Annotated in this window: 17 protein-coding genes; 3 read left to right on the forward strand and 14 right to left on the reverse strand. The window is 69.6% G+C overall.

Features of this window, described 5'->3' with window-relative positions; translation table 11 throughout:
- Nucleotides 1-54: 54 nt before the first annotated feature.
- Nucleotides 55-2,151 carry a S8 family peptidase gene (locus ABDK56_RS06555; RefSeq protein ID WP_349807383.1) on the forward strand — a complete coding sequence of 699 codons (2,097 nt, stop codon included), beginning with the start codon at nucleotides 55-57 and terminating at the stop codon, nucleotides 2,149-2,151.
- Here the strand turns inward: ABDK56_RS06555 and ABDK56_RS06560 are convergent.
- The 10 genes from ABDK56_RS06560 to ABDK56_RS06605 are packed head-to-tail and all read right to left on the reverse strand — an operon-like array spanning nucleotide 2,133 to nucleotide 8,655.
- Nucleotides 2,133-2,633 carry a GNAT family N-acetyltransferase gene (locus tag ABDK56_RS06560; RefSeq protein ID WP_349807384.1) on the reverse strand — a complete coding sequence of 167 codons (501 nt, stop codon included), beginning with the start codon at nucleotides 2,631-2,633 and terminating at the stop codon, nucleotides 2,133-2,135. The genes ABDK56_RS06555 and ABDK56_RS06560 overlap by 19 nt on opposite strands.
- Nucleotides 2,603-2,950: a HesB/IscA family protein gene (locus ABDK56_RS06565; RefSeq protein WP_349807385.1), complete on the reverse strand. Its 348-nt coding sequence runs from the start codon at nucleotides 2,948-2,950 to the stop codon at nucleotides 2,603-2,605. Before ABDK56_RS06565 ends, ABDK56_RS06560 begins: the two co-directional genes overlap by 31 nt.
- A gap of 42 nt (nucleotides 2,951-2,992) precedes the next feature.
- Nucleotides 2,993-3,448 carry an SUF system Fe-S cluster assembly protein gene (locus ABDK56_RS06570; protein WP_349807386.1) on the reverse strand — a complete coding sequence of 152 codons (456 nt, stop codon included), beginning with the start codon at nucleotides 3,446-3,448 and terminating at the stop codon, nucleotides 2,993-2,995.
- Nucleotides 3,445-4,638: a cysteine desulfurase gene (locus ABDK56_RS06575; protein ID WP_349807387.1), complete on the reverse strand. Its 1,194-nt coding sequence runs from the start codon at nucleotides 4,636-4,638 to the stop codon at nucleotides 3,445-3,447. Before ABDK56_RS06575 ends, ABDK56_RS06570 begins: the two co-directional genes overlap by 4 nt.
- The gene (locus ABDK56_RS06580; RefSeq protein ID WP_349807388.1) at nucleotides 4,635-5,372 is read right to left on the reverse strand and encodes a SufD family Fe-S cluster assembly protein; all 738 of its coding nucleotides are present in this window, start codon (nucleotides 5,370-5,372) and stop codon (nucleotides 4,635-4,637) included. Before ABDK56_RS06580 ends, ABDK56_RS06575 begins: the two co-directional genes overlap by 4 nt.
- Nucleotides 5,369-6,112 (reverse strand): Fe-S cluster assembly ATPase SufC, encoded by a 744-nt coding sequence (sufC, locus tag ABDK56_RS06585; RefSeq protein WP_349807389.1) that lies wholly within the window; start codon nucleotides 6,110-6,112, stop codon nucleotides 5,369-5,371. Before sufC ends, ABDK56_RS06580 begins: the two co-directional genes overlap by 4 nt.
- Nucleotides 6,112-6,498, reverse strand: coding sequence for a hypothetical protein (locus ABDK56_RS06590; protein WP_349807391.1), 387 nt, complete (start codon nucleotides 6,496-6,498; stop codon nucleotides 6,112-6,114). Before ABDK56_RS06590 ends, sufC begins: the two co-directional genes overlap by 1 nt.
- Nucleotides 6,495-6,776 carry a hypothetical protein gene (locus tag ABDK56_RS06595; protein ID WP_349807392.1) on the reverse strand — a complete coding sequence of 94 codons (282 nt, stop codon included), beginning with the start codon at nucleotides 6,774-6,776 and terminating at the stop codon, nucleotides 6,495-6,497. The genes ABDK56_RS06590 and ABDK56_RS06595 overlap by 4 nt, the downstream gene beginning before the upstream one ends.
- A gap of 5 nt (nucleotides 6,777-6,781) precedes the next feature.
- Nucleotides 6,782-8,254 (reverse strand): Fe-S cluster assembly protein SufB, encoded by a 1,473-nt coding sequence (sufB, locus tag ABDK56_RS06600; RefSeq protein ID WP_349807393.1) that lies wholly within the window; start codon nucleotides 8,252-8,254, stop codon nucleotides 6,782-6,784.
- Nucleotides 8,251-8,655 (reverse strand): SUF system Fe-S cluster assembly regulator, encoded by a 405-nt coding sequence (locus tag ABDK56_RS06605; RefSeq protein ID WP_349807395.1) that lies wholly within the window; start codon nucleotides 8,653-8,655, stop codon nucleotides 8,251-8,253. Before ABDK56_RS06605 ends, sufB begins: the two co-directional genes overlap by 4 nt.
- A gap of 68 nt (nucleotides 8,656-8,723) precedes the next feature.
- Here ABDK56_RS06605 and ABDK56_RS06610 point away from each other — a divergent pair, with 68 nt between their 5' ends.
- The gene (locus ABDK56_RS06610; RefSeq protein WP_349807396.1) at nucleotides 8,724-9,758 is read left to right on the forward strand and encodes a quinone-dependent dihydroorotate dehydrogenase; all 1,035 of its coding nucleotides are present in this window, start codon (nucleotides 8,724-8,726) and stop codon (nucleotides 9,756-9,758) included.
- Here ABDK56_RS06610 and ABDK56_RS06615 read toward each other — a convergent pair.
- The gene (locus ABDK56_RS06615; RefSeq protein ID WP_349807397.1) at nucleotides 9,749-11,470 is read right to left on the reverse strand and encodes a gamma-glutamyltransferase family protein; all 1,722 of its coding nucleotides are present in this window, start codon (nucleotides 11,468-11,470) and stop codon (nucleotides 9,749-9,751) included. The genes ABDK56_RS06610 and ABDK56_RS06615 overlap by 10 nt on opposite strands.
- A 140-nt stretch (nucleotides 11,471-11,610) precedes the next feature.
- On the opposite strand from ABDK56_RS06615, the gene ABDK56_RS06620 reads away from it, so the two are divergent.
- Nucleotides 11,611-13,317 (forward strand): AMP-dependent synthetase/ligase, encoded by a 1,707-nt coding sequence (locus tag ABDK56_RS06620; protein WP_349807795.1) that lies wholly within the window; start codon nucleotides 11,611-11,613, stop codon nucleotides 13,315-13,317.
- 1 nt (nucleotide 13,318) lies between these two features.
- On the opposite strand, the gene ABDK56_RS06625 is transcribed toward ABDK56_RS06620, so the two are convergent.
- The 3 genes from ABDK56_RS06625 to ABDK56_RS06635 are packed head-to-tail and all read right to left on the reverse strand — an operon-like array spanning nucleotide 13,319 to nucleotide 14,959.
- Nucleotides 13,319-13,729 carry a hypothetical protein gene (locus ABDK56_RS06625; protein ID WP_349807398.1) on the reverse strand — a complete coding sequence of 137 codons (411 nt, stop codon included), beginning with the start codon at nucleotides 13,727-13,729 and terminating at the stop codon, nucleotides 13,319-13,321.
- Nucleotides 13,730-13,781: 52 nt separating this feature from the next.
- On the reverse strand, nucleotides 13,782-14,510 hold the full coding sequence (gene gloB, locus ABDK56_RS06630; protein ID WP_349807796.1) for a hydroxyacylglutathione hydrolase: 729 nt from the start codon (nucleotides 14,508-14,510) through the stop codon (nucleotides 13,782-13,784).
- Complete coding sequence (locus ABDK56_RS06635; RefSeq protein ID WP_349807399.1) at nucleotides 14,504-14,959, reverse strand: VOC family protein; 456 nt, start codon at nucleotides 14,957-14,959, stop codon at nucleotides 14,504-14,506. The genes gloB and ABDK56_RS06635 overlap by 7 nt, the downstream gene beginning before the upstream one ends.
- Between the last annotated feature and the right edge of the window lie 17 nt (nucleotides 14,960-14,976).

Consider the following 14,976-nt stretch of genomic DNA (forward strand, 5'->3'; position numbering starts at 1 on the left):
CCTACCCCTACGCCTACGCCCACTCCGACGCCTACCGCGACCAACTTCAACACGGTGGAGTATCGCGATTCGAACGCGGCGGTGTCGTCGAACGCGATCAGCGCGTGGCAGGCCGGGGCGACCGGGGCCGGGATCAAGATCGGCATCGTCGATTCGGGGATCAACACCTCGCTCGCCGAGTTCGCGGGGCGGATCGACCCGGCGAGCGGCGACGTGGCGGGGACTCGGGCGCTGGCCGACGAAGCGGGCCACGGGACCGGGGTCGCATCGACCGCCGCCGCGGCGCGCAACGGCGCGCACGAAGTCGGCGTGGCGTTCAATGCCACCATCGTCATGGAGCGTGCCGATGCGCCCGGCACCTGCGCCGACACCACCGGCACCGACCCGGGGTGCCAGTTCTACGATAACGCCATCGCGAAGGGGATCACCGCCGCGGCCAATGCCGGGGCGCGGGTGATCAACCTGTCGCTGGGCGGCGACGCGCCGGGCCAGGTGGTGATCAGCGCGATCAACGCGGCGGTCGCCAAGGGCATCGTCATCGTCGTCTCGGCGGGCAACGACGGGCCGACCGCGAACAGCGGCAATCCCGACGCGTTCGGCGCTGGGCTGGCGGCGGCGGCGCCCAATTCGGTCATCATCGCCGGGGCGCTCGACCAGAGCCTGACCCAGATGGCGAGCTTTTCGAACCTCGCCGGGACCAGCAGCGCTTCCTACCTCACCGCACTCGGCGACTCGGTCGTCGCCATCTCGAACGACGGCAAGGACTACTATTGGTCGGGCACCAGCTTTTCGGCGCCGATCATCACCGGGGCGGTCGCGCTGCTTGCGCAGGCCTTTCCCAACCTGACCGGGCAGCAGATCGTCAGTATTCTCTATCAGTCCGCCGACGATCTCGGCGCGGCGGGGGTCGACAGCACCTTCGGCCACGGCCGGCTCAACATCACCAAGGCGTTCCAGCCGATCGGCGCGACCTCGCTCGCCGGGTCGCAGACCCCGGTCAGCCTGACGCAGAGCACGGGCACGCTGCCGTCGGCGGCGGGCGACGCGGCGAGCGCGGCGGGGCGCCAGATGGGAGCGATCATCCTCGACGGCTATTCGCGCGCCTTCACCATGGACTTCGCCAAGCGGCTGACCGCCGCGCGCGCGGCCAAGCCGCTAAGCGCGGCGCTGGGCGGCAACATCCGCACCAACGCGGTCGCGGCGGGCCCGGTCGCGGTAAGCGTCTCGGTCACCGACAATCGCGCCGACCTGGCGCCGCTCCACATCGGCGAGCAGGACGCCTATCGCTCGCGGCTCGTCGCGGCGCAGGCGGTGACCCGGCTCGATCCGAAGACGCAGGTCGCGTTCGGTTTCGGCAGCAGCGCCAAGGCGATCGAGCGCAAGCTCACCGGGGCCGAGGGCGGCGCCTTCCTCGTCGCGCGCGACAGCAATGCGACCAACGGCTTCGCCGCGCGCCCGACGCAGGCGGTGGCGGCGCGGCGCGAGCTTGGGCAGGGCTTCGCCATGTCGTTCAGCGCCGAACAGGGCCGCGCGATCGACCAGCAATATGCCGACGGGCTGTCGCATCGCTATTCGCTGACCGGCGCGACGATCGACAAGAGCTTCGGCCGTTCGAGCTGGGGCTCGCTCGGCATCCAGCGGCTGCAGGAACATGACACGCTGCTCGGCGGCAAGCTCGGCGGGCTGCTCGGCGGCGGGGGCGGGGCGTCGACCTTGTTCGTCGACGGCGAGCTCCGCCACGACTTCGGCAGCGGGGTCAGCGCGGCGGTGCAGGCGCGGCGCGGCTGGACGCGGTTCAACGGCGGCGCGTTCCAGACCGACGCCTATGCCTTCGATCTCGCCAAGGTCGGCATCCGCAATGACAGCGACCGGATCGGGCTGCGCATCTCGCAGCCGCTGCGGGTCGCGAGCGGCGGGCTGGCGCTGACGCTGCCGACCGGGTGGAGCTACGACACGATGACCCCGACCTACTCGCTCGACACCATGTCGCTGACCCCGAGCGGGCGCGAGGTCGATGCCGAGCTTAGCTATGCCACCGCGTTCGGGCGCGGCTGGCTGAGCGGAAACCTGTTCGCGCGGCGCGATCCGGGCCATGTCGCGGGGCTGGCCCCCGACCTCGGCGCCGCGATCCGCTACTCGTTCGGCTTCTGATCGAGCGACTTGCCGTAGACGACCAGCCGTTCGAGCTCGCTAAAGCCGTGGGCGAGGTGCCATCGCTGGCTGGCCGTGTTTTCGGGGACCGTGTCCGACCCCAGCCACGCGAGGCCGAGGTCGCACGCCCATCGCTCGACCGCGTCCAGCAGCGCGGCGGCGATGCCGGAGCGGCGGTGCGCCTCGTCGACCCACAGATCCTCGACGAACGCCGCGCGGCCGCCGGGCGCGCCCTCGACATAGCCGCGAACGCGGGCGTCGATGAAGCCGACGATCGCCTCCTCGGCCTCGGCGAAGAAGCAGGCGAACGGGTCGCCGCTGGCCTTCCACCAGGCGATGTCGGCGGTGAATTCGGACGCCGGGATGGCGGGGTGAAGCCGGGTCAGCAAGTCCGCCCAGGCCGGAAAATCCGCCTCGCTTGCGCGACGGATGGTCAGACGGTCTCCAATTTTCAGACGGTGAAACTCTCGCCGCACCCGCACGCGCCCTTGGCGTTGGGGTTGTCGAATACGAAGCCGGCGGTGAAGTCGTCCTCGCGCCAGTCCATGGTCGAGCCGATCAGGTAGAGCAGGCTCGGCCCGTCGACGAAAAAGGTGCCGCCGGGGGTGTCGATCCGCTCGTCGAACGGGTTGGCCTCGGACACATAATCGACCGAATAGGCGAGCCCCGAACAGCCGCGGCGCGGGGTCGAGAGCTTGACCCCGATCGCCCCGTCGGGCGCGCGGCTCATGAGGTCGGCGACGCGCTCCTCGGCCGAAGGGGTGAGGGTGATTGCGGCAGGACGAACTCGTGTAGCCATGTCTTCCTTCTTCCTCGCCCAAAGTACCACCTTGGGCGACGGTTAGAGCATTCCCAGTTCGAGGCGGGCTTCGTCGCTCATCTTGCTCGGGTCCCACGCGGGTTCCCACACCAGCTTGACCTCGGCGTCGCGGATGCCGGGGACCGACAGGACGCGAAGCTCGACTTCGCCTGGCATCGTTTCGGCCACCGGGCAGTGCGGGGTGGTCAGCGTCATCGTCACCGTCGCGTCGCCGTCCTCGGTGATCGCGACGTCGTAGATCAGCCCGAGCTCGTAGATGTTCACCGGGATCTCGGGGTCGTAGATCGATCGCAGCGCCTCGATCACCGCCTCCTGCAACTCGCCGCCCGGGGCGTTGGCCTCGAGCGCGGGTTTCTCGGCGGCGAGGAAGCCCTCGAGATAGTCGCGCTTGCGCTCGAAGTCCGGGGTCACGCGGGCGCGCGGCGGGGTGTCGACCGCGTCGACCTGTTCGATCTCGATCTTGCGTTCCTCGTTCATCGAAATATCCGTTTCACGCGCTTGAGGCCGTCGACCAGCGCCTCGACATCGTCCGGGCCGCCATGCGCGGCGAAGCTGGCGCGGGCGGTGGCCGCGACTCCTAGATGGTCCATCAGCGGCTGGGCGCAATGGTGGCCGGCGCGGACCGCGACGCCCGCATCGTCGAGGATCGTGCCGACGTCGTGCGCGTGGACGCCATCGACGTTGAAGCTGACGATCCCCGCGCTGTCGTCGGGTCCGTAGAGCGTGACGTCGTTCATCGCCCGAAGCGCCTCGCGTGCGGCGGCGGCGAGCGCGGCCTCGTGCGCGTGGAGCCGGTCGCGGCCGATGCCTTCGACCCAGTCGATCGCGGCGTGGAGGCCGACCGCGCCGACGATATGCGGGGTGCCCGCCTCGAACCGCGCGGGGGCGTCGAGATAGGTTGTTTCGGCAAAGGTGACGCGGTCGATCATCGCCCCGCCGCCCTGCCACGGCGCCATGTCGGCGAGCCGGTCGGCCTTGCCCCACAGCGCGCCGATCCCGGTCGGGCCGTAGAGCTTGTGGCCGGAAAAGGCGTAGAAGTCGCAGTCGAGCGCGGCGACGTCGACCGGAAGGCGCGGGGCGGCCTGGCAGCCGTCGAGCAGCAGCGCCGCGCCGGCCTTTCGCGCGATTTGCGCCGCGCGGGGCGCATCGAGCACCGAACCGAGCACGTTCGAGACATGCGCGAGCGCGATCACCGCATGGTCTTCGCTCGCCATCCGCTCGGCGGCGTCGAGGTCGATGCGCCCGTCGGCGCTGAGCGGCACGACATCGAGCGCGTAGCCGGCGAGCTGCCACGGGACGATATTGCTGTGATGCTCGAGCTGGCTGACGAGGACGCGCTTGCGGGTGCCGTTCTGGAAGCGCTGGGCGACGAGGTTGATCGCCTCGGTCGCGCCGCGGGTGAAGACCAGCTCGTCGGGTTGCCCGCCGATGAAGCGCGCGGTGGCGGCGCGGGCGGCCTCGAACCGGCCGGTCATCTCGGCAGAGCGCTGGTACACGCCGCGATGCACCGTGGCATAGTCGCGGGCGTAGGCGGTGGTGATCGCGTCGATCACGGCCTGCGGCTTCTGCGCGGTCGCGGCGCTATCGAGGTAATGCCAGCCCGGCCCGATCGCGGGGAACTGGCCCCGAAGGTCGAGCGGCGCGGCGATCGGCGCGTGCGCGGTCATCGCGTCACCTCGCGCAGCGCGGCGCGCGCGGCGGCGGCGATCGCGCTATCCTCGTCGAGCGAATCCCAGAGCCCGCCGACGAAACCGTCGAGCAGCACCGCCTTTGCGGTCGCCGGGTCCATTCCGCGCGCCATCGCGTAGAAAAGCTGGTTCGGGTCGAGCTCGCCGACCGTCGCGCCGTGCGCGCACTTGACGTCGTCGGCGTAGATTTCGAGCTCGGGCTTGGCGTTGGCGGTCGCGCCGCGGTTCAGCAGCATCGCCTTGACCGACTGTTCGCCATCGGTCCCGTCGGCGCCGCGCGCGACCGCGACCTTGCCGAGATAGCTGCCGGTGGCGGTGTCGCCGAGCACGCTGCGGACCGTCTGGCGCGACGAGGCATCGCGCTCGACATGGCGGACGGTGGTGACGATTTCGAGCGTCGCCGACCCGCCACCGATCATCGCCGCGTCGAGCGCGAAAGCGGCCCCTTCACGCAGCGTCACGTCGATCTCGAACCGGCCGTAGCGCGACGCGGTGGCGAGCAGGAACAGGTCGAGAGTCGCGCCGGCGGCGACGTCGAAATTCGCGCGGCGGACGTCGATGTCGTTTCCGCTCGGCAGCCAGATTTGCTGCAGGCTTTGCTGCGCAGCAATTTGCGTCGTCTCGACTGGCGCGAGCGCATCCCACGCCTCACCGAGCGCGGCGATGTCGGCGTAGCGAAACGCTTCGTCCCGGCGCGTCGGCAGCGCGGTCATGCGGCGACCTCGGCGTAACCTTCGCGTTCGAGCTCCCGCGCGAGTTCGGGTCCGCCCGAACGGACGATCTTCCCGGCGCTCAGCACATGGACGCGGTCGGGTTTCACATAGTCGAGCAGCCGCTGGTAATGGGTGATCAGCAGCACCGCCTTGTTGGCTCCACGCATGATCGCGTTGATGCCGTGGCCGACCGCCTTCAGCGCGTCGATGTCGAGCCCGCTGTCGGTCTCGTCGAGGATCGCGAGCTTCGGGCTCATGATCCCCATCTGCACCATCTCGGCGCGCTTCTTCTCGCCGCCCGAAAAGCCGACGTTGACCGGGCGCTTGAGCATCTCGGCGTCCATGCCCAACGTCTCGGCTTGCACACGTGCAAGCCGGATGAATTCCCCGCCCGAAAGTTCAGCCTCTCCGCGAGCGCGCTTCTGGGCATTGAGTGATTCTCTGAGGAATTGCATGTAAGACACGCCGGGGATCTCGACCGGGTACTGGAAGCCCAGGAAAAGCCCGGCGGCGGCGCGCTCGTGCGGATCGAGGCCGAGCAGGTCGGCACCGTCGAAGGTCGCGCTGCCGCCGGTCACCTCGTAACCGGGGCGGCCGCCGAGCGTGTAGGCGAGCGTCGACTTGCCCGCGCCATTGGGACCCATGATCGCGTGCACCTCGCCCGCCGGGACGGTGAGCGAAAGGCCGTTCAGGATCGGCTTGCCGGCGACGGTCGCGTGAAGGTCGGTAATGGTCAGCATCAGTCTTTCCCGCTCGCGCACTTGGCGAGGTAATAGCGGCGCTTGACGTCGATCGCCTCGACGCGGAGCGCCTCGAGCGTGCGCTGGTCGTCGAGGCTTTTCTGCCGATCGTCGAGCGCGGCGGAGGCGTTGGCGAGCGCGCGGTCGTTGTCCCCCGCCATCGGCTTGCCCGCGCGGAGCAGCGCCTGGCGCGCGCGAAGGTCGGCGCGGGCGCCGACGATCGCGGCTTCCTCGGCATAGGCGGCGGTCATGAACGCGCTGCGCCGCGACTGGTCCGACGCGAAGGTCGGGGTCACCGCGCCGCGATCGCACTTGTCGATCGCCTGGTCGAGCGCGCCGAAGTCCTCGACCGAAAGGGCGGATGCGAAGAGGAGGAGGGGGATCATTGGGTCGGAAGGCTCTCTATTCTTGGATTCGACGGTGTCGGCGAAGGCAGAGGGTCGCGGCCATCGTCGACGACCTTGTAGATCGAGGGATCGCGCCCTTCCTTTCGCGCCTTCATCCGCCGCAGGACATCGCGAATGGCCAGCCCGAAAAACACGAGCGCACTGATGCTTTGCGCAAGCGACCAAAGGTCCTTCGGCGGCCACGAGGACTTGAGAAGGAAAGTCGTGCCCAGGAACGTCCACGCAACCGGTCGAAGGGCGTACCTGTCGGTGTACAAGGTCTTCACCCCACGCTCCCCTCGAGGCTGATCCCGAGCAGCTTCTGCGCCTCGACGGCGAACTCCATCGGCAGTTGCTTGAGCACTTCGCGGGCGAAGCCGTTGACGATGAGGGCGACCGCGCTTTCGGTGTCGAGGCCGCGCGCCTGGGCGTAGAACAGCTGGTCCTCGCTGATCTTGCTGGTGGTCGCCTCGTGCTCGATCGTCGCGGTCGGGTTGCGGACCTCGATGTAGGGGACGGTGTGCGCGCCGCAGTCGGCGCCGAGCAGCAGGCTGTCGCACTGGGTGAAGTTGCGGACGTTGTCGGCGCCCGGCATCACCCGCACCAGCCCGCGATAGGTGTTGTCGCTGCGCCCCGCCGAGATGCCCTTGCTGACGATGGTCGATCGGCTGCCGGCGCCGATGTGGACCATTTTGGTGCCGGTGTCGGCCTGCTGGCGGTTGTTGGTCAGCGCGACCGAGTAGAATTCGCCGACCGAGTCCGCGCCCTTCAAAATGCAGCTCGGATATTTCCAGGTGATCGCGCTGCCGGTCTCGACCTGGGTCCAGCTGACCTTGCTGCGGTCGCCCGCGCACAGCGCGCGCTTGGTGACGAAGTTGAAGATGCCGCCCTTGCCCTCGGCGTCGCCCGGATACCAGTTCTGGACGGTCGAATATTTTACCTCGGCATCCTCGTGCGCGTAGATCTCGACCACCGCGGCGTGGAGCTGGTTCTCGTCGCGCATCGGCGCGGTGCAGCCCTCGAGATAGCTGACGTAGCTGCCCTTGTCGGCGACGATCAGAGTCCGCTCGAACTGGCCGGTATTCTCGGCGTTGATGCGGAAATAGGTGGAAAGCTCCATCGGGCACTTCACGCCCTCGGGGACGTAGACGAAAGTGCCGTCGGAAAAGACCGCGCTGTTGAGGCAGGCGAAGTAGTTGTCGCGCTGCGGCACGACGCTGCCGAGATATTTGCGGACGAGGTCGGGATATTCCTTCACCGCTTCGGAGATCGACAGGAAGATCACCCCGGCGCGGAGCAGCTCCTCGCGGAAGGTGGTGGCGACCGAGACGCTGTCGAACACCGCGTCGACGGCGACCTTGCGCGCGCCTTCGACCCCGGCGAGCACCTTCTGCTCCTCGATCGGGATGCCGAGCTTTTCGTAGGTGCGGCGGATCTCGGGGTCGAGCTCGTCGAGGCTGGCGAGCGACGGCTTCTTCTTCGGCTCGGCGTAATAGTACGCGTCTTGGTAGTCGATCTTCGGGATGTCGAGCTTGGCCCAGTCGACCTCCTCCATCTCCAGCCACGCGCGATAGGCCTTCAGCCGCCAGTCGAGCATCCATTCGGGCTCGCCCTTCTTGGCCGAGATGAAGCGGACCGTGTCTTCGCTGAGCCCCTTGGGCGCGAAGTCCTGCTCGACCTCGGAAACGAAGCCCCACTCATAATCCTTGGCGAGCGCTTCGCGCGCCTGCTGGTTGGTCACGACTTCCTCGTTCATCGCGCGAGCTCCGTCAGGCTGACCGCGTCGAGCGCGCCGCGCACCTTCGCGCCGACCACGCCCATGTGCGGCTTCACCCGGCACATCGAATCGAGCGCGCAGTCGCTGACGCCTTCGCTGGTCCCGCATTGAGTCAGCGCGATCGGCCCCTCGACCGCCTCGACGATGTCGGCGAGGCTGATCGCGCCGATGTCGCGGGCGAGGACGTAGCCGCCCCCCGCGCCGCGCTGCCCGGTCAGCAGCCCGTGACGCGACAACTGCTGCATCAGCTTCTGCGCGGTGGGCAGCGGCACCCCGGTCTCGTCGGCGAGTGCCGTCGCGCTGAGGCGAGCGCCGTCGCCACGGCGGGCGGCGGCGGTCATCATCACGACCGCATAGTCGGCAAGGTGGGTCAGGCGCATCGAATAGGAGCTTTCCGGTCGCAATTAGGCGCTTGGCGCGGGATTCGCAACCGGCTAGCGACGGCGGCATGCTCTATCCGCTGCTCCGTCCGCTGGTCTTCCGCCTCGATCCCGAGCGCGCGCACCGGCTAACCATCGGCGCGCTCAAGCTGCGGACCGGCACCGGCGCGCCGCCGGCGACGCCCGCGACGCCAACGCTCGAGACCGGGGTCGCCGGGCTTCGCTTCCCCAACCCGGTCGGATTGGCGGCGGGCTTCGACAAGGATGCCGAGGTGCCCGAGGCGATGCTCGGGCTCGGCTTCGGCTTCGTCGAGGTGGGGACGCTGACCCCGCGTCCGCAGGCGGGCAACCCGACTCCGCGGCTGTTCCGGCTGGCCGAGGACCGTGCGGTGATCAACCGCATGGGGTTCAACAACCTGGGTCAGGAGGCGGCGCTGGCGCGGCTCTCGCCGCGGCGGCGCGGGATCGTCGGGGTCAACATCGGCGCGAACAAGGACAGCGCCGACCGCATCGCCGACTATGCCGAGGGGGTGGCGCGGATGGCGCCGGTCGCCGATTACCTCACGGTCAACATTAGCTCGCCCAACACGCCGGGCCTGCGCGACCTCCAGGCGGGGGGCGAGCTTGCCGAGCTGCTCGCGGCGGTACGCGAGGCGCGGGCACCGGGCGGGCCGCCCGTGTTTTTGAAAGTCGCCCCTGACCTTTCGGCGGGCGATCCCGAGCGGATCGTGCGCGCGGCGGTCGATCATGGCATCGACGCGCTGATCGTCGCCAACACCACTTTGTCGCGCCCGCCGCTCCGCTCGCGCCACGCGGGCGAGCAGGGCGGGCTGTCGGGCGCGCCGCTAAGGGCGCTTGCGCTCGCCCAGCTCAAGGCGTTCCGGGTCGCGACCGGCAGGGAGCTGCCGCTGGTCGCTGCGGGGGGAATCGCCAGCGCCGACGATGCGTGGGAGCGGCTTCGTGCCGGGGCGAGCCTCGTCCAGCTTTACTCGGCTTTGGTCTACGAGGGACCGGGGCTGGCGCGGCGGATCGTCCGCGGGCTTGAGGAACGGGTAGCGCGCGAAGGCATGCGCTCGATCGTCGACCTCAATCCTCAGGGGTAGGCGACGATCCCCTCGCGGCGCGGGTCGGCGGCGCCGTCGACGCGGCCGCCCTCGCGGATCATCACCGCGGTCAGTCCGCTGTCCTCGCCCTGCCCGGGCTTGAGGTCGATTCCCCTGGCCTTGAGCGCGGCCAGGATCGCGGGCGGGAACCTGGTCACCTCGCCCTGGAAGGCGGTGCCGCGCGCGACGAGGTTGGGCTCGGCCAGCGCCTGGGTCATCGGCTCGTGCCACATCACCGAGGCGACCATCGCCTTGGCGACATAGGCGAGGATCGCGCTCCCCCCGGCCGAGCCGAACGCGCCGGCGAACCGGCCATCGCGGGTCAGCACGATCGTCGGCACCATCGACGAGCGCGGCTTCTTGCCCGGCGCGACCGCGTTGGCGGACGCGCGCCCCTGCTCGTCGGTCGGCGCGAAGTTGAAGTCGGTCAGCTGGTTGTTGAGGAAGAAGCCGTCGACCATCCGCCCGCTGCCGAAGATCGATTCGACCGTGGTGGTCATGCTGACGACATTGCCCGCACCGTCGCGGACGATGAGGTGCGAGGTGCCGGTCGGCTCGAGCGTTCGGTCGGCGGCGGCGATCGGGGCACCGGCGGGGTCTCCCGGAGCCGGCGCCTCGGGCGATGCGCTCGGGGCGATCAGCGCGGCGCGGCGTGACAGATAGGCGGGGTTGAGCAGCCCGGCCTGCGGCACCGTCACGAAGGCCGGGTCGCCGACGTAGCGGTCGCGGTCGGCGTACATCAGCCGGCTCGCCTCGGCGAACAGGTACCAGCTCTGCGGATCGCCGGGGCCGCGCCGGGCGATGTCGGTGCGCTCGAGCAGCCCGAGCAGTTCCTGCAGCCCGACCCCGCTCGCCGGGGCGGGGGGCGAACAGACGCGATAGCCCTGCCACGGCGAGCAGAGCGCCTCGCGCTTGACCGGGCGATAGGCGGCGAGGTCGGCCATGGTCATCGACGAGGGTCGCGCGTCCTGCCGGAGCCGCTCGACGATCTTCGCCGCGGTGCTTCCGGCGTAGAGCGCCGACGGGCCCTGGTCGGCGAGGCGAGTGACGAAATCGGCGTAGGCGGGATTGCGCAGCGTGTCGCCCGCTTCGAGCAGCCCCCCGCCGGGCCGCGCGAAATAGGCGCGCACGTCGGGCGCGGCATTTTCGGGGAAATCGCCGTGGATCAGCTTGCCGAGGCGCGGGCTGACGGTGAAGCCGCCCCGCGCGGTGCGGATCGCGTCGCCGAACAGGCTGCGCCACGGCAGGCGGCCATGGTCGTGCTGCGCTTCGGCCAACATCGCCACCGCCCCGGGGACGCCGGTCGATCGACCGCTGAGCACCGCGGTCGCGAACGGCAGCGGCTTGCCGTCGTCGCCGAGGAACATGGTCGCCGTCGCGCCCGCCGGGGCGACCTCGCGTCCGTCGTAGACGGTGAGCTTGCCGCTGGCGGCGTCGAAATAGGTCATGAACGCGCCGCCGCCGAGCCCCGAGCTCTGCGGTTCGACCAGCCCGAGCATCGCCTGCACCGCGACCGCGGCGTCGACCGCGCTGCCGCCGCGGCGAAGCACCTCGGCCCCGGCGCGCGCGGCGAGCGGGTTGGCGGCGATCACGAAGGGCTGGACCGTCGCGGCGACCGGCTGAGTGGGTGGCGGCGCGGGCGGTGGCGGCGCGCTCGTGGTGGTCGCGCAGGCGGCGAGGAGCAGGGCGGCGAACGGGGCGAGGAAGCGCATGGGGCGCGAACCTAGGCGGCTGGCGCGGGGGCGGCAATCCGCCTAACAGGCGTGCCGTAGCGTCCGCCAAGAGACGCGCTCAACGAGAGGATGTCCGGGTGGCGCGAACCCAGCTCGAAACATTTCCCAACCTGGTGACCATGTTCCTCACCCGTGCCCGCGAGCGCGGCGACGCACCTTTCCTGTGGGCGAAGCGCGGGGGGAGGTGGCAGGCGACCAGCTATGCCGAGGCGGCGCGGCAGGTCGCGGCGCTGGCCGACAGCCTGAAGCGGATCGGCATCCGCCCCGGCGACCGGGTGATGCTGGTCAGCGAAAACCGGCCCGAGTGGCTGATCGCCGATCTCGGCATCATGGCGGCGGGGTGCGTGACGGTGCCGACCTACACCACCAACACGACGCGCGATCACCAGCATATCCTCAACAACAGCGGCGCGGCGGCCGTGATCGTGTCGACCCAGAAGCTGGCCAAGCCGCTGCTTCCGGCGGTGCTGTTCGAATCGAGCTGCCGCCACGTCATCTCGATCGACGACATACTGACCGGCCAGTCGCCCGACGTGGCCCAGTTCCACCATTGGAACGAGATGGTCGCGGGCGATGCCGACGTCGGCGCGGTCGAGGCGCGGATGGCGGGGGCGGGGCGCGAGGACCTCGCCTGCCTGATCTATACCAGCGGCACCGGCGGCGCGCCGCGCGGGGTGCGCCAGCACCACGGCATGATCCTGCACAATTGCGCGGCGTGCATCGACGTCATCGCCAACGACTTCGGCTGGGACGAGGAGAAATTCCTCTCCTTCCTCCCCGCCAGCCACGCCTACGAACATACCGGCGGGCAGCATTTCCCGGTCGCGCTGGGGGCGGAGATCTACTACGCCGAGAGCCTCGAAAAGCTCGCCGCCAACATCGAGGAAGTGAAGCCGACGATCATGGTCGTCGTGCCCCGCCTGTTCGAGATGCTTCGCGCGCGGATCATCAAGACGATCGAGAAGGAGGGCGGGTTGCCCGCCTATCTGCTGGGCCGCGCGCTGGGGATCGAGTCGCGCCGCACCCAAGGCAAGGGCCGGCTGATCGACGCGCCGATGGACGGGCTGCTCTCGCTGACGCTGCGCAAGAAGGTGCGCGCCAAGTTCGGCGGGCGGATGAAGGCGATGGTCTCGGGCGGCGCGCCGCTCAACCCCGAGGTCGGGCTGTTCTTCCAGGCGATGGGGCTGCCGATGCTCCAGGGCTACGGCCAGACCGAGGCGGGGCCGGTGATCAGCTGCAACCGGCCCAAGGCGGGGATCAAGATGGAAACGGTCGGCCCGCCGCTGCTCGCGACCGAGGTGCGGATCGCCGAGGACGGCGAGATCATGGTGCGCGGCGAAAATGTCATGCACGGCTATTGGAACAACGAGGAAGAGAGCGCGCGCGTGCTGGTCGACGGGTGGCTGGCGACCGGCGACGTCGGCCATCTCGACGCGCGTGGCCGGATCGTCATCACCGACCGCAAGAAGGATTTGATCGTCAACGACAAGGGCGACAATGTCGCGCCGCAGCGGATCGAGGGGATGCTGACGCTCCAGCCCGAGATCGCGCAGGCGATGGTCTACGGGGATCGCAAGCCGCACCTCGTCGCGCTGCTGGTGCCCGAGGCCGAGTTCGCCGGAAAGCCCGACCTGCAGCAGCGGCTGGCAAAGGCGGTCGACCGGGTCAATGCCGAGCTCAGCGTCATCGAAAAGGTGCGCCGGTTCATCATCGCCGACGAGGCCTTCTCGGTCGACAACGAGATGCTGACCCCGTCGATGAAGATCCGCCGCCACGTCATCGGCAAGGTCTATGGCGAGCGGCTGGCCGCCCTCTACAAGCGGTAGGTCAGAGCCGCTGTCCGGGGAGCGCGTAGGGGATGAAATCGCCGAGCGCGCAGCTTCCCGCGTACATCCCGCCGCCGGTCGAGACGACCTTGACGATGTCGCCGCGGCACGACTGCGAGCTGCCGAACTTCTCGAACACCAGCACGTTGCCGGGCGAGGCGGCGGCGTGGCAGCCCATGCCGACGCGGTTGACGTAGATGCGGTTGCCGTCGCGATAGACCAGCTTGTCGCCGACCGCGCTCACCTGCGCGTTGGTCACCGTCGACGACAGGCAGGTTTGCGGGCGTCCCGGGGTGCGGACCGCGAGGTCCTGCGCGAGGCGGACCTGTTCGCCGTCAACATAGGCGGCGTCCTGCGGATATTGGGCACAGGCGGCGGGGAGGGCGGCGAGGAGCAGCAGCGCTTTGTTCATGGCAAGGTCCTTTCGGAACCGTTTCTATTCCGCGCAAGCTGAACGCCGGCTTTCAGAAACGGTCTTTCCAGCTTCTCAAACGCGCGAGCTCGTCGGCGTTTCCGGCACGCACGAACGGGTTGGTGTCGCGCTCGGCGGCGACCGTCGTGGGCAGGGTCATTTCGCCCCGCGCGCGCATCGCCTCGACCGCCGCGAGACGCTCGGCGATCGCTGTGTTATCGGGCTCGGCGGCGATGGCGAAGCGCGCGTTCGACAGCGTATATTCGTGCGCGGCGTAGAGCTTCGTGTCGGGCGGGAGCGCGGCGAGCCGCGTCAGCGAGCCGTGCATCTGCTCGGCCGTCCCCTCGAACAGCCGCCCGCAGCCCATCGCGAACAGCGTGTCGCCGACGAAGGCGATGCCATCGTCTTCGAATATCAGCGCGACATGGCCGAGCGTGTGGCCGGGGACCGCCCACACCTTGCCGACATGATCGCCGAGCCGGACGGTCGATCCCTCTGCCAGCGGCTCGTCGAGCGCGGGGATTCGCTCGCGCTCGGCCTCGGGTGCGAACACTGTCGCCCCGGTCGCGTCCTTGACTCGCTGGTCGCCGCCGGTGTGGTCGGGGTGCCAGTGGGTGTTCCACACCTGCCCGATCGTCCACCCGCGGTCCGCCGCGGCCGCGAGCACCGCCTCGCCGTCGCCGGGGTCGACCACCGCCGTCTCGCCGCTCGCCTCGTCATGGACCAGCCAAAGGTAATTGTCGGCGAAGGCCGGGACCGCGACGACGGTCAGGCTCACCAGCTGCCCTCATTCTCCATCGACGCCCACGGCTCGGCCGGGGGAAGCGGGTCGCCCGCCTGGAGCAGCTCGACCGAGATCCCGTCGGGCGACTTGACGAACGCCATGTGCCCGTCGCGCGGGGGGCGGTTGATCGTCACCCCCGCCTGCTGCAGCCGGCGGCACGTGTCGTAGATGTCATCGACGCGGTAGGCGAGGTGGCCGAAGTTGCGGCCGCCGCGATATTCCTCGGGCGCGCTGCCGTCGGCAGGGGGCCAGTTGTAGGTCAGCTCGACCTCGGCGCTCGCCTTGTTGCTCCCTTCGACCATGTCGCCCGGCGCGGCGAGGAAGATCAGCGTGAAACGGCCCCGCTCATTCTCGATCCGGCGCATCTCGCGCAGTCCGAGCTGTTCAAAAAACGAAACTGTCGCGTCGGGATCGGCGACGCGGAGCATGGTGTGGAGATAGTTCATGCCCGCAAGATCAGCGC

Source organism: Sphingomonas sp. ASV193 (assembly GCF_040203355.1).
Lineage (GTDB): Bacteria > Pseudomonadota > Alphaproteobacteria > Sphingomonadales > Sphingomonadaceae > Sphingomicrobium.

Bases quoted from the DNA above. Each gene is read 5' to 3' on its own strand.
- ABDK56_RS06565 (WP_349807385.1), bottom strand. From the start codon at position 2,950: ATGGCTACACGAGTTCGTCCTGCCGCAATCACCCTCACCCCTTCGGCC.
- ABDK56_RS06570 (WP_349807386.1), bottom strand. From the start codon at position 3,448: ATGAACGAGGAACGCAAGATCGAGATCGAACAGGTCGACGCGGTCGAC.
- ABDK56_RS06575 (WP_349807387.1), bottom strand. From the start codon at position 4,638: ATGACCGCGCACGCGCCGATCGCCGCGCCGCTCGACCTTCGGGGCCAG.
- ABDK56_RS06580 (WP_349807388.1), bottom strand. From the start codon at position 5,372: ATGACCGCGCTGCCGACGCGCCGGGACGAAGCGTTTCGCTACGCCGAC.
- sufC (WP_349807389.1), bottom strand. From the start codon at position 6,112: ATGCTGACCATTACCGACCTTCACGCGACCGTCGCCGGCAAGCCGATC.
- ABDK56_RS06590 (WP_349807391.1), bottom strand. From the start codon at position 6,498: ATGATCCCCCTCCTCCTCTTCGCATCCGCCCTTTCGGTCGAGGACTTC.
- sufB (WP_349807393.1), bottom strand. From the start codon at position 8,254: ATGAACGAGGAAGTCGTGACCAACCAGCAGGCGCGCGAAGCGCTCGCC.
- ABDK56_RS06605 (WP_349807395.1), bottom strand. From the start codon at position 8,655: ATGCGCCTGACCCACCTTGCCGACTATGCGGTCGTGATGATGACCGCC.
- ABDK56_RS06610 (WP_349807396.1), top strand. From the start codon at position 8,724: ATGCTCTATCCGCTGCTCCGTCCGCTGGTCTTCCGCCTCGATCCCGAG.
- ABDK56_RS06615 (WP_349807397.1), bottom strand. From the start codon at position 11,470: ATGCGCTTCCTCGCCCCGTTCGCCGCCCTGCTCCTCGCCGCCTGCGCG.
- ABDK56_RS06620 (WP_349807795.1), top strand. From the start codon at position 11,611: ATGTTCCTCACCCGTGCCCGCGAGCGCGGCGACGCACCTTTCCTGTGG.
- ABDK56_RS06625 (WP_349807398.1), bottom strand. From the start codon at position 13,729: ATGAACAAAGCGCTGCTGCTCCTCGCCGCCCTCCCCGCCGCCTGTGCC.
- ABDK56_RS06635 (WP_349807399.1), bottom strand. From the start codon at position 14,959: ATGAACTATCTCCACACCATGCTCCGCGTCGCCGATCCCGACGCGACA.